The organism is Bradyrhizobium sp. (assembly GCF_016213215.1).
Taxonomy (GTDB): Bacteria; Pseudomonadota; Alphaproteobacteria; order Rhizobiales; family Xanthobacteraceae; genus Bradyrhizobium.
In genome coordinates, this window is record NZ_JACRAW010000121.1 from 1 (window position 1) to 12961 (window position 12961).

The 12961-nt window shown below is 65.1% G+C and carries 12 protein-coding genes; 4 read left to right on the forward strand and 8 right to left on the reverse strand.

Going from position 1 to position 12961, the window contains the following annotated elements; genetic code table 11:
- Positions 1 to 104: 104 nt before the first annotated feature.
- The 6 genes from HY852_RS20540 to HY852_RS20565 all read right to left on the reverse strand — a co-directional run bounded on the left by HY852_RS20540 (position 105) and on the right by HY852_RS20565 (position 7077).
- Positions 105 to 581 (reverse strand): MaoC family dehydratase, encoded by a 477-nt coding sequence (locus HY852_RS20540; RefSeq protein ID WP_291606650.1) that lies wholly within the window; start codon positions 579 to 581, stop codon positions 105 to 107.
- Between the two features lie 3 nt (positions 582 to 584).
- Positions 585 to 2309 (reverse strand): AMP-binding protein, encoded by a 1725-nt coding sequence (locus tag HY852_RS20545; RefSeq protein ID WP_291606652.1) that lies wholly within the window; start codon positions 2307 to 2309, stop codon positions 585 to 587.
- 51 nt (positions 2310 to 2360) lie between these two features.
- Positions 2361 to 3248 (reverse strand): 3-hydroxyisobutyrate dehydrogenase, encoded by an 888-nt coding sequence (mmsB, locus tag HY852_RS20550; protein ID WP_291606654.1) that lies wholly within the window; start codon positions 3246 to 3248, stop codon positions 2361 to 2363.
- Between the two features lie 21 nt (positions 3249 to 3269).
- Positions 3270 to 4355: an enoyl-CoA hydratase/isomerase family protein gene (locus HY852_RS20555; protein WP_291606656.1), complete on the reverse strand. Its 1086-nt coding sequence runs from the start codon at positions 4353 to 4355 to the stop codon at positions 3270 to 3272.
- Positions 4352 to 5497, reverse strand: a complete 1146-nt coding sequence (locus HY852_RS20560; RefSeq protein WP_291606658.1) for an isobutyryl-CoA dehydrogenase — start codon at positions 5495 to 5497, stop codon at positions 4352 to 4354. Before HY852_RS20560 ends, HY852_RS20555 begins: the two co-directional genes overlap by 4 nt.
- Positions 5498 to 5580: 83 nt before the next feature.
- Positions 5581 to 7077: a CoA-acylating methylmalonate-semialdehyde dehydrogenase gene (locus tag HY852_RS20565; protein WP_291606659.1), complete on the reverse strand. Its 1497-nt coding sequence runs from the start codon at positions 7075 to 7077 to the stop codon at positions 5581 to 5583.
- Positions 7078 to 7176: 99 nt separating this feature from the next.
- Between HY852_RS20565 and HY852_RS20570 the strand changes: the two genes are divergently transcribed.
- Entirely contained in the window at positions 7177 to 8106 is a 930-nt protein-coding gene (locus HY852_RS20570) for a LysR family transcriptional regulator (RefSeq protein ID WP_291606662.1), read from the forward strand.
- Here the strand turns inward: HY852_RS20570 and HY852_RS20575 are convergent.
- A complete protein-coding gene (locus HY852_RS20575; protein WP_291606664.1) occupies positions 8103 to 8732 on the reverse strand; it encodes a TetR/AcrR family transcriptional regulator in 630 nt (209 codons plus the stop codon). The two genes, HY852_RS20570 and HY852_RS20575, sit on opposite strands and share 4 nt — an antisense overlap.
- Before the next feature lie 62 nt (positions 8733 to 8794).
- Positions 8795 to 9310, reverse strand: a complete 516-nt coding sequence (locus tag HY852_RS20580) for a PaaI family thioesterase (RefSeq protein WP_291606715.1) — start codon at positions 9308 to 9310, stop codon at positions 8795 to 8797.
- Positions 9311 to 9475: 165 nt separating this feature from the next.
- On the opposite strand from HY852_RS20580, the gene HY852_RS20585 reads away from it, so the two are divergent.
- From HY852_RS20585 to HY852_RS20595, 3 genes are all read left to right on the forward strand, one after another.
- Complete coding sequence (locus HY852_RS20585; RefSeq protein WP_291606666.1) at positions 9476 to 10246, forward strand: enoyl-CoA hydratase; 771 nt, start codon at positions 9476 to 9478, stop codon at positions 10244 to 10246.
- Positions 10247 to 10429: 183 nt separating this feature from the next.
- Positions 10430 to 11626, forward strand: coding sequence for an acetyl-CoA C-acyltransferase (locus tag HY852_RS20590; protein ID WP_291606668.1), 1197 nt, complete (start codon positions 10430 to 10432; stop codon positions 11624 to 11626).
- A 36-nt stretch (positions 11627 to 11662) separates the two neighbouring features.
- Positions 11663 to 12946 carry an MFS transporter gene (locus tag HY852_RS20595; protein ID WP_291606669.1) on the forward strand — a complete coding sequence of 428 codons (1284 nt, stop codon included), beginning with the start codon at positions 11663 to 11665 and terminating at the stop codon, positions 12944 to 12946.
- The last annotated feature ends 15 nt before the right edge of the window (positions 12947 to 12961 follow it).

Below are 12961 nucleotides of genomic sequence, written 5' to 3' on the forward strand. Positions count from 1 at the left end.
CACCCTCTCCCACAAGGGGAGAAGGTAGGAGCGCTCGGGAAGAGATTGACCGCTATTGATCAGCGATGGGTTGCCGGGTCAAGCCCGGCAACGACGCTTCCGGCCTAGGCAAAATAGATCAGGCCGAGCCAATCGGCGACCAGCGCCGGCTTGTCCTCGCCCTCGATCTCGACCGTGACGTTGGTGCGCGATTGCAGCTCGTTGGGCTTGCGCAGCTTGGCTTCGGTCAGCGTGAAACGGCCGCGCACGCGGGAGCCGGAGCGGACCGGCGAGATGAAGCGCAGCTTGTCGAAGCCGTAATTGACGCCCATCGTCGTGCCTTCGATCGCCGGCATCACCTCATAGGACATGATGCTGAGAAGCGACATCGTCAGGAAGCCGTGGGCAATGGTGGTCCCGAACGGTGTCTGTTTGGCGCCTTCAGGATCGACGTGGATGAACTGGTGATCCTCAATTACATCGGCAAAGGCGTTGATGCGGTTCTGATCGAGCAGATGCCATGACGATAGGCCGATTTCCTTGCCGACCATGTCCTGGTAGGCTTGCAGCGAGATCGGCGGCTTCTTCCAGATCTTGTTCATTCCCTAACTTTCTGTGCGAAGTTTCTGCAGCTCCGGGAAATCCTCTTCCCGGTATTCTCGTCCCCGCAACGGATCGTCGCGATCATTGTCGCGCTCCAGGCGGCGCAAATGGACGCGGCGGATCTTGCCCGAGATGGTCTTGGGCAGTTCGGCCACCAGCTCGATCCGCCGGACGCGCTTGAACGGCGACAGGCGTGCGTTCAGATGCCGGAAGATCGACAGCGCCGTTTGCGGTGAAGGCGCGGCGCCCGATACCAGCAGCACGAACGCCTTGGGAATGGCGAGGCGAATGGGATCGGGGCTCGGCACCACCGCGGCTTCCGCCACCAGTTCATGCTCGAGCAACACGCTTTCAAGCTCGAACGGGCTGATGCGGTAGTCGGAGGATTTGAACACGTCGTCGGACCGGCCGACGAAGGTCAGATAGCCGTCCTCGTCCGCGAACACCACATCGCCGCTGCGATAGAGCTCGCCGTCGACGCCGGACAGTTTGCCGTCGTCGCCCTGGTAACCCTGCATCAGGCCGGCGGGCCGGTCGGCGCCAAGCATGAGCGTCACCTCGCCTTCCCTGGCGGGATGTCCGTCAGCATCGCTGATCTGGATTTTGTAGCCGGGCAGCGGCCGGCCCATCGATCCGATCTTGACCTTCTGGCCCGGCGGATTGCCGGCCAGCGCCGTCGTCTCGGTCTGGCCGTAGCCGTCGCGGATGGTCAGGCCCCAGGCGACGCGCACCTGGTCGATGACTTCGGGATTGAGCGGTTCGCCCGCGCCGCAGGCCTCGCGAAGGGCGACCTTGAACGAGGCGAGGTCCTCCTGAATGAACATCCGCCACACCGTCGGCGGGGCGCACAGCGTAGTGACGCGGCAGCGCTCGATCGTGGAGAGCAGGCCCTTGGCGTCGAAGCGCGGCTGGTTGACCACGAAGATGGTGGCGCCGGCGTTCCACGGCGCGAAAAAACAGCTCCAGGCGTGCTTCGCCCAGCCCGGCGAGGAAATGTTGAGGTGGATGTCGCCCGGCTGCAGTCCGATCCAGTACATCGTCGACAGGTGGCCGACGGGATAGCTGCGCTGGCTGTGCCGTACCAGCTTCGGCTTCGCGGTCGTACCCGAGGTAAAGTACAGGAGCATCGGATCCTCGGCCTTGGTCGGGCCGTCGGGCGTGAACGTCTCCGGCTCCTCAGCGGCCTGTTCATAGGCGAGCCAGCCGGGTGGCGGCGGGCGCGCGCCTACCACGATGCGCACGAGATCATCGGTGCCGAGCCCGGCGAATTTCGCCACCTGGTCCTGCGCGGCAACCACAGCCCTCGCCCTGCCGCGGTCGAGCCGGTCGCGCAACTCGTCCGCGGTAAGAAGCGTGGTGGCGGGGATGACGACCACGCCGAGCTTCATCGCCCCCAGCATGGTCTCCCACAGCGGGACGACGTTTCCGAGCAACAGCAACAGATGATCGCCGCGCTTCAAGCCCTGCGCGCGCAGGAAGTTCGCAACCTGATTGGAGCGGCGCGACAGCGCCGCGAAGGAGAGCTTCGTCTGCTCGTCCCTGCCGGCATCGACGATCCACAGGGCCGCCCGGTCCCTGCTTTTGGGGTCGCGGGCGAGCTCGGCATCGAACCAGTCGAGCGCCCAGTTGAACGGCACAGGATCCGGCCAGCGAAATCCTCTTACCGCGGTCTCGTAATCCGTTCGATGTTCGAGCAGAAAGGCGCGCGCTTCCTGAAAGGTCGTCATCTCAGGTCGTCCTCTCTGCGGCGGTTCTGATCACCCAGATCATGACGCCCGCTATTTCCCGGTAAGCCCCCTAACGTGCTTGATAATTCCGGAAAAATCCACCCCGCCGTTACCGGCGGTCTCGAACGCCTGGTAGATCTGCTGGGCATGCTGGCCGAGCGGGGTCGCCGCGCCGGAGGCCGTGGCGGCGTCCTGCGCCAGGGTCAGGTCCTTCAGCATCAGGGCCGTGGCAAAGCCGGGCTTGTAGTCGTTGTTGGCGGGCGATGTCGGCACCGGACCCGGGACCGGACAATAGGTCGTCAGCGACCAGCACTGGCCCGAAGAGGTCGAGGCAACGTCAAACAGCGCCTGATGCGACAGGCCGAGCTTCTCGGCCAGCACAAAGGCTTCGCCGACCGCGATCATCGAGATACCGAGGATCATGTTGTTGCAGATCTTGGCCGCCTGCCCCGCTCCGGCGCCGCCGCAATGCACGATCTTCTTTCCCATCTTCTCAAGGACGGGCCGAGCCACCGAAAAGGCCCGCTCGTCACCGCCGCACATGAAGGTCAGGGTCGCGGCCTTGGCGCCGCCGGTGCCGCCGGACACCGGCGCATCGATCGAGAGGACGCCGTACTGGCCGGCGAGCGCATGCGCCTGCCTGGCGCTGTCGACATCGATGGTCGAGCTGTCGATGATCAGCGCGCCGCCGGTCATGGCGGGGACGACCTCGTTCCACACCGAGAGCACGTGCTTGCCGGCCGGCAGCATGGTGACCACGACTTCGGCCCCCTTGACAGCGGCGACGGCGCTTTCGGCGATGGTGGCACCATCCGCTTTCGCCTGATGGCGCGACGCCTCGGCCAGATCGTAGGCCACGACCTGGTGCCCGGCCTTGACCAGATTGGCCGCCATCGGGCCGCCCATATTGCCGAGACCAATGAATGCGATGATTGCCATGGGATCCCCCTCCGCTTCTCTCTATCTTTGTTGGTCGAACACGAGCTCGTCGGCGCCGATCGGCGCAAAGTAAGGCGCGACCATTTCCGGCGTGACTTCATCGATGGTGGCCGGCGACCATTTCGGATTGCGGTCCTTGTCAATGACCGCCGCGCGCACGCCCTCGCGGAAATCGTCGCTGCGGAACACTTCGAGCGACGCGCGATATTCCCGCACCAGGCACTCTTCGAGCGAGGATGCGCCCCGCGCGAGGCGCAAGAGCTTCAGCGCCACCACCATGCCACGCGGCGATTTCTCGCCCAAGGTATTCAGCGTGGACTGTGCCAGATCGGTGCCGTCGCGTTTCAAGGCTTCGATGATGTCGTGCATGCTGTCGTGGCCGAACCAGCCATCGATCTGCTTCTGCAGCGAGGCTACTGGGCCAGCATTCTCTCCGGTGGCAAAGCCGTCGATCACCTTTTTCACGTCACCTGGGCCTGCACCCGCCCGGACTTTCGTGAGCGCATCGCGGAGCTCCGGCCATTTTGCCGACGGCACCACGGCATCGGCAAATTTTGCGTAGATGGCATCGGGGCCGTTCATGGTCTGGCCGGTCAGGCCGAAATAGGTGCCGATCTCGCCGGGCGCGTGCGATAGCAGCCAGGTGCCGCCGACGTCCGGAAAAAAGCCGAGACCAACCTCGGGCATCGCCAGTTTCGTCCGCTCGGTGACGACGCGGTGGCTGGCATGCGCCGACAGGCCGACGCCGCCGCCCATCACGAGGCCATCCATGAACGCGACGTATGGCTTCGGATACTTCGCGATCCGGGCATTCATGATGTATTCCTGGCGCCAGAACACCTTGCCGAGATCGCCTCCGGCACAAGAGCTCTCGTAAAGCCCGCGGATATCGCCGCCGGCGCACAGGCCGCGCTCGCCCGCCCCCTCCAGCAGCACCAACACCACGTCCGGATCGGACTCGAACCGGTCGAGCGCCGCGTCGATGCCGAGCGACATTTCCAGCGTCATCGCGTTGATCGCCTTGGGGCGGTTCAGGCGGATGATCCCGGCCGCCCCCTCGCGGCGAACGACCAGATCAGCTTCAGGATCGGCGGGAGCTGTCGTCATCGCGCACCCTCGATCAGCTTGCGCGCCACGATCAGCCGCATGATCTCGTTGGTGCCTTCGAGGATCTGGTGCACGCGCAAATCGCGCACGATCTTCTCGATCCCGTATTCGCTCAAATAGCCGTAGCCGCCGTGAAGCTGCAGCGCCTGATTGGCGACCTCGAAGCCGACATCGGTGCCGAAGCGTTTTGCCATGGCACAGAGCATGGTCGCGTCGGGATCCTTGCGGTCGAGCGCGGCCGCGGCGCGCCACAGGAAGGTTCGCGCGGCCTCGAGCTCGATCGCCATGTCGGCAAGGCGGAACTGCAGGGCCTGGAATTCGTCGAGCCGCTTGCCGAAGGCTTTGCGCTCCTTCATGTAGGCGCGCGCCTTCTCCAGCGCTGCTTGCGCGCCGCCCAGCGAGCATGCGGTAATGTTGAGCCGCCCACCATCGAGCCCTGCCATCGCGACCTTGAAGCCGATGCCCTCCTCGCCCAGGCGGTTGGCAACCGGCACCCGCGCGTTCTCGAACATGACTGCCCGCGTCGGCTGCGCGTTCCAGCCCATCTTGCGTTCATTGGCGCCGAACGATACGCCGGGCGTATCAGCCTCGACCACGAGCGTCGATACACCGCCAGGGCCGTCGCCGCCGGTCCGCACCATCGCCACCAGGAGATCGGTGCTGCCGGCGCCCGAAATGAACTGCTTCTGGCCGTTCAGCACATAGGTATCGCCGTCGCGCACCGCGCGCGTGCGCAACGCTGCGGCGTCCGAGCCCGCGCCAGGCTCGGTCAGGCAGTAAGAGGCGACCAGTTCCATGGTGCAGAGCCTGGGCAGCCATTTGCGGCGCTGCGCCTCGTTGCCGTAGGCGTCGATCATCCAGGACGCCATGTTATGGATCGAGATGAACGCCGACACCGTCGGGCATCCCGTCGCCAGCGCCTCGAAGATCAGCGCCGCATCGAAGCGCGTCATCGCCGAGCCGCCGACGTCGTCACGGATGTAGATCCCGCCCATGCCGAGGGTCGCCGCCTCGCGCATCACGTCGACGGGAAAGTGCTTCTCCTCGTCCCAGCGCAGCGCGTGTGGCGCGATCTTTTCCGCGGCAAAATCCCGCGCCATATCGCGAACCGCAATCTGGTCCTCGTTCAGAGCGAACTGCATCTCCTCGCCTCGCTCCATCCCTTTAAGATTCGCGCATGATCCTATCCGGAAAACCGGTGCCCACTTTTCCGGATCATGCGCCGCTACTTCATGGTCGGGATCGAGAACTCCGCGCCTTCCTTGACGCCTGACGGCCAGCGCGAGGTGACCGTCTTGGTCTTGGTGTAGAAGCGGATCGAGTCCGGACCGTGCTGGTTGAGGTCGCCGAAACCCGACTTCTTCCAGCCGCCGAAGGTGTAGTAGGCGATCGGCACCGGGATCGGCACGTTGATGCCGACCATGCCGACATTGACCTTGGCGGCGAAATCGCGCGCGGCATCGCCGTCGCGGGTAAAGATGGCAACGCCGTTGCCGTAGTCGTGCTCGGTCGGCAGCGCCAGAGCTTCGTTGTAGTCGTGCGCGCGCACCACCGAGAGCACGGGGCCGAAGATCTCTTCCTTGTAGATCCGCATGTTCTTGGTGACGTTGTCGAACAGCGAGCCGCCCAGGTAGAAGCCTTTCTCGTAACCCTGCATCTTGAAGCCGCGGCCGTCGACGGCGAGCGTCGCGCCCTCCTTGATGCCGAGGTCGATATAGCTCTTCACGCGCTCGACGGCTTCGCGGGTCACCAGCGGACCGAAATCGGCGGAAGGATCGATCGAGGTGCCGATCTTCAGGGATTCGACGCGCGGGATCAGCTTTTCCATCAACCGGTCGGCGGTGGCCTTGCCGACGGGCACGGCGACCGACACCGCCATGCAGCGTTCGCCGGCCGAGCCGTAGCCGGCGCCGATGAGCGCGTCGACCGCCTGGTCCATGTCGGCATCGGGCATGACGATGGCGTGGTTCTTGGCGCCGCCGAAGCACTGGCAGCGTTTGCCGGTCTGCGCCGCGCGCGAGTAGATGTATTCCGCAATGGCCGTGGAGCCGACAAAGCCGATCGCCTTGATGTCGGGATCGTCGAGGATCGCGTCGACCGCTTCCTTGTCGCCGTTGACGACATTGAGGATGCCCGCCGGCAATCCGGCTTCCATCATCAGTTCGGCGAACCGCATCGGCACGCCGGGATCACGCTCGGACGGCTTGAGAATGAAGGCGTTGCCGCAGGCGATCGCCGGCGCGAACTTCCACATCGGGATCATCGCCGGAAAATTGAATGGCGTAATTCCAGCAACTACTCCGAGCGGCTGGCGCATCGAATAGATGTCGATGCCGGGGCCTGCGCCTTCGGTGTACTCGCCCTTCAACAGGTGCGGGATGCCGCAGGCAAATTCGACGACCTCGAGCCCGCGCTGGATGTCGCCCTTGGCGTCGGGAACGGTCTTGCCGTGCTCGCGCGCGAGCAGTTCGGCGAGCTGGTCGTAGTCGCGCTGAACCAGTTCGAGGAACTTCATCATCACGCGGGCGCGGCGCTGCGGGTTGGTCGCGGCCCATTCCCGCTGCGCTGCCTTGGCGTTTTCGACCGCCGCGCGGACCTCGGCTTTCGACGCCAGCGCCACCTTGGCCTGGACGTCACCCGTCATCGGCTCGAAGACATCGGCCGTTCGGCCCGACGTACCCTTGATCTCCTTGCCGCCGATGAAATGTCCGATTGAGCGCATGAATACCTCCCTACACGCGGGTCAACTTGCTTTACAAACCCTATTGACCTGCATTTTATAGGATTCAAGTCTGAGATATTGCACCATAGATGTGCGGAAATGCTGGATCAAGGCACGATCGATTGGGACGACTTCCGTTTCGTGCTGGCTATTGTGCGGGGCGGATCGGTTTCGGCCGCGGCAAAGCAGCTCGGCGTCGATCATGCCACGGTGATCCGGCGGGTCGACCGGCTGGAACGCCACCTTTCCGCAAAACTGTTTGACCGGCGCAAGACCGGATACCTTTTGACCGAAGCAGGGCAGCGGGTCGCCGACAGCGCCGAAGCGATGGAGTCGACCATCGTCGCCAACCAGGAACTGGTCGGCGGTTCGCTCGCCCGCCTCACCGGCACGGTGCGGATCGGCGCGCCCGACGGCTTTGGCAGCCATTTCCTGGCGCGACGGCTGGTGCAGTTCGCCGACCGGTACCCCGATCTCGATCTGCAACTGGTCGCCACCGCACGCTTGTTCAGCCTGTCAAAACGCGAGGCCGACATCGCAATCAGCCTGTCGATGCCGAAGGAAGGCCGGATCGTCGGCCGCAAGCTGCTCGACTACGATCTCGGGCTTTACGCCGCCGCCGCCTACCTCGATCGCGTTCCGAGGATCGCGGCGCGGCAGGATCTGCAGGGCCATCGTTTCGTCGGCTATATCGAGGAGCTCCTGTTCACGCCCGAGCTCGATTATCTGCCGCAGGTCTCGCCGAAGATCTCCGCTCGGTTCCGCAGCGCCAACCTGATCGCGCAGCTCAATGCCACCATCGCCGGCTTTGGTATCGCAGTGCTGCCGCACTTCATGGCGAGCGCCCATCCGGAACTGCGGCCCGTCCTGCCGGACGAGGTATCGATCACCCGCACCTTCTGGATGCTGATGCATGCCGACAGCAAGGACCTCGCGCGGATCCGCGCCGTTGCCGACTATATTTCCGAGATCGTCGAACGTGAGCGCGCGCTGTTCAGCCGGCCGACAGCAGCGGCAGCATCGGCCTAGAGCGGCCGCGCCCGCGGTTTTTTCGCTGCCGACGGCTTGGCCTTACCGCCCCGGGCGCGCTCGATGGCTGCTTCACGGCCGGCCTTCAATACTTCCTCGGAGAGTTCACCGGCCCCGGCAACTCGCGCCAGCAGCAGTGTGCCGGCCATGGTTATCAGCGTCGCGATCGCCTGCTTGCGCGCCGCCTTTCGCGGCACAGCGGTAATCTGATCGGCCATCAGTTCGATCATCTGATCGATCTTGCCGCTGAAGGCGCGGCGTGTCTTCGGGCTCTCCCGCGCGATTTCGGCCCCCAGGGCGACGATCGCGCAGCCATGGCCGGGATCGTCGCGATGCGGCATCGACAGGTACGACTCCGCGATCAGCGCCAGCCGCTTCTCCGGCGCAGTCTGCTCGGTGAGCTTGCGCCAGTGCTCCGTGGAGCGGTCCATCGCATAGGCGAACGCCTCGGCGAGCAGCGCATCCCGGGAAGGAAAATGCGCATAGAACCCGCCATGGGTCAGGCCCGCCTCCTTCATGAGATCGGCGACACCGACGCCGTGCGCGCCCTTCTCGCGCAGCCGCACCGACGCCTTCCGGACGATTCGGGCGTGGGTTTCCTGCTTGTGTTCCTTGGAATAGCGCATCGGAGTCTCTTTTGATGATTGCAGTCATACAATAGCACTCGGAGAGATGAAAGGCGGCACTACTACTGAGAATTTCCGACCATCGAAAAAGTTGCTGTCGCGTGCACTGCAAGGTTGCCGGCCCCATCGCGCAAGAACCCCTCGGCATAGCTCGATTGCCGTCCGAGCTTGATCAGCTTGCCTTCGGCCGAAATCGTGCCCGAACGCACCGATAGCGGACGCAGATAGGTGAGCTTGAGGTCCGAGGTAACCGAGCCCCGACCCGCCGGCAGCATGGTCGAGATCGCGCAGCCCATGGCGGTGTCGAGCAAGGCGGCCGCGGTGGCGCCGTGCAGGAGCCCGACGGTATTTTCCAGCGCCTCATGCGGCTGAAGCTCCATCACGACCCGCCCCGGCTCGGCGACGCGCAGGCGAAAGTCGATGAGGCGCGCCATCGGCGGCTCCGGCAGGAGCCCATCCCGGATCGCACGCATGGCCTCCAGCCCCGACATGCTCGCCGCCGCCTTCGCAACCGGCCCCGGCGCCTGCCAGTCCACGACCCGCTCCCGGCGCAGCGCGGGCGAAAACAGGTCGGCCATTTCGGAAATCGCCACAGGAAAACCCTCCTTTGTATGACTCTTATCATACTATGTGGCGGACGTTGCCCCGGCAACCCGCGCGAACGCTGCCGCTTGACAAGACGGCGTTTTCGCCGGGAACTGCGCTCCCAGGCAACGGCGCAGCCGCCAACCGGGGAAACGTCCATGGAAATGCTCAACCACCATTGCGGCATCGATCGCGACGAGCGCGGCGTCGTCCGCCTCACCATCTGCAATGCGGGCTCGCTCAACATCCTGAGTTCGCCCGTCACCGACGGCGTGCGAGAGGGGCTCACGCGGCTGGCCTCCGACCGGGGGATCCGCGCGCTGATCCTTCAGGGCCAGGGCGAAAAGAGCATGATCGGCGGCGCCGATATCAAGGAGATGGCCAAGCTCGAGCAGAAATCGGCCGAGGCGTTCATCAGCCGCCTGCGCGATCTGTGCGAGGCGGTGCGCGCCTTCCCGTCGCCCGTGATCGCACGAATGCCGGGCTGGTGCCTCGGCGGCGGCCTCGAAGTCGCGGCGGCCTGCGATTTCCGCATCGCCGCGCATGACGCCACGTTTGGCATGCCGGAAGTGCGCGTTGGCATCCCCTCCGTGATCCATGCCGCCCTGCTGCCGCGCCTGATCGGCTGGGGGCGAGCGCGCTGGCTGGTCATGACGGCCGAGAACATCGATGCTCCGACCGCGCTTGCCTGGGGACTGGTGGACGTCGTCGCACCGCCGGGCGGGCTGGACGAGGCGGTCGAGCACACGATCAAGAGCCTGCTGGAATGCGGTCCCGAGGCGTTGCGCGCGCAGAAGGCCCTGCTGCGGCAGTGGGAGGAATTGCCCCTGACCGAGTCGGTCAATTTGAGTGTCGCCGTATTCGGAAAGTCCTTCCTGACCGACGAGCCCAAGCGGCTGATGCAGGGCTTCATCGACCGGAAGCGATAGCTCCAGCCCGTCATCGTCGGCGAAGGCTGGACGATCCAGTAAACACAATTGGTACCGGATGCCTTGCCTCGGGGGGCATACCGCTCATGCGAGCACGACAATTTGTCATGGCGAGCGCCATTGCCTTTCCCGCAGCGCATCATATGATGATCGTCATCCCACTATTGCACGAGGAGATTCGCCATGGCCGCAGCTTCCGATCCCGTCGTCGTCCTCTCCGCGGCCCGGACCCCTCTCGGCCGCTTCATGGGGGAGCTCTCACCCTTCAGCGCCCACAAGCTCGGCTCCCATGTGATCTCCGCCGCGATCGAGCGCGCCGGGCTGGCTCCGGAGAAGGTAGACGAGGTGCTCATGGGCTGCGTGCTGCCGGCAGGCCAAGGCCAGGCTCCGGCGCGCCAGGCCGCGCGCGGCGCGGGGTTGCCGGATGCGACCGGCGCCACCACGATCAACAAGGTGTGTGGTTCCGGCATGAAGGCTACGATGCTGGCGCACGACATCATCAACGCCGGCTCGGCGGCCATCGTCGTGTCCGGCGGCATGGAGAGCATGAGCAACGCACCCTATCTGCTTGCCAAGGCGCGCGCCGGCTATCGCGCCGGCCATGACCGCATCATCGACCACATGATGATGGATGGACTCGAAGATGCCTACGAGACCGGCCGGTCCATGGGCGATTTCGGCGAAGCCACCGCGGAAGCCTATCAGTTCACCCGCAAGGACCAGGACGCATACGCGATCGAAACCTTGAGCCGCGCCCGCAAGGCGGTCGAGAGCGGCGCCTTCAAGGCGGAGATCGCCCCGATCACGCTGACTGAGAAGAGCGGACCAAGGACCATCGCCAATGACGAGCATCCGCTGAAGGTCGATCCGGTTAAGATCCCCGGCCTGAAGCCGGCATTCCGCCAGAGCGGCACCATCACCCCGGCCGCCTCCTCCGCCAATGCCGACGGCGCCGCCGCGCTGATTCTGGCCAGGCGCTCGCTCGCCGAGCGCAACGGACTGCGGTTGCTTGCCGAAATCAAGGGACACGCCACCCACAGCCAGGAACCGCAGTGGTTCACCACCGCACCGATCCCGGCGATCCGCAAGCTGCTCGACAAGGTCGGCTGGAGCGTGTCCGACGTCGACCTGTTCGAGATCAACGAGGCCTTTGCGGTGGTGGCGATGGCGGCGCAGCGCGACCTCGGGATTCCGCGCGAGAAGCTCAACGTCAATGGCGGCGCCTGCGCGCTCGGCCATCCCATCGGCGCCACCGGCGCGCGCCTGATCGTCACGTTGCTGCACGCACTCGAAGCGCAGAACCTGAAGCGAGGCGTGGCCGCGCTGTGCATCGGCGGTGGCGAGGCCACCGCCATTGCGGTCGAGCGCATCGTTCACTGAAAGCCTTTCAACGACACCCTTAAACCAGGAGATGGGATGATCTCGAACTGGCTAGCCGCTCGCCTCGACCGCCGCAATATCCACTACGGCTGGGTGATGGTCGGCGTCACTTTCCTGGCCGCCCTGATCAGCGCCGGCACGGTCGGCGCGCCCGGCGTCTTCATCGTTCCGCTGCAGAAGGAATTCGGCTGGAGCACGGCGGAGATCTCCTCGGCTCTGTCGATCCGTTTCATCCTGTTCGGCCTGATAGCGCCGTTCGCCGCCGCCCTGCTCAACCGCTACGGCCTGCGCAGCGTGACCCTCGTCGCGCAGCTGATCGTCGTCTCCGCGCTGGTGGCCTCGTTGGCAATGACGCAGATCTGGCAGTTGATGCTGCTGTGGGGCGTGGTGATCGGCATCGGCACCGGCATGACCGCGTTGGTCCTCGGGGCAACGATCGCGACGCGCTGGTTCTCCGCGCGGCGCGGCCTCGTCGTCGGCATCATGACCGCGAGCGTTGCCACGGGACAGCTCGTGTTTCTCCCGCTGCTCGCGAGCTTGACCGAACGCCATGGCTGGCGCGTCGCGCTGGCGCTGGTCTGCGTCATGCTTGGCGTGTCCGCACTCGCCGTCCTGCTGGTCATGCGCGACCGCCCGAGCGATGTAGGCCTGCGACCGTTCGGCGACGAGGGTACGGAGCCCCTGCCCGCGCCGCCGGTCACCAAGGCACCGATCATGGCCGCGGCACTGGGAACCCTGCGCGATGCCTCGCGCAGCGGCGTGTTCTGGATGCTGTTCGCGACGTTCTTCATCTGCGGCGCCAGCACCAACGGCCTGGTGCAGGTTCACCTGATCCCGATGTGCCTCGATTTCGGCATTTCGCAGGTGCAGGCCGCGGGCCTTCTTGCCGCCATGGGCATTTTCGATTTCGTCGGCACCATTCTCTCGGGCTGGCTGTCGGACCGCTACGACAACCGCTGGCTCCTGTTCTGGTATTACGGACTGCGCGGGCTGTCGCTCGTCTTCCTCCCCTTCACCGACTTCTCGTTCTACGGCCTGTCGCTGTTCGCTATCTTCTATGGCCTGGACTGGATCGCAACCGTTCCGCCGACGGTCCGGCTCACCGCGCAACAGTTCGGCACGGAGCGCGCCAATCTGGTGTTCGGCTGGGTATTTGCCGGCCATCAACTCGGCGCCGGAGCAGCGGCTTTCGGCGCCGGCCTGTCGCGCACCGTGTTCGCGAGCTACCTGCCCGCCTTCTTCGCTGCCGGTGCGCTGTGTGTAGTCGCCGCTATGATTGCTCTCACGATCTCGAAGCAGGCGAAACCGGCGGCGGCGTAGGCGAGAGTCGCGCCC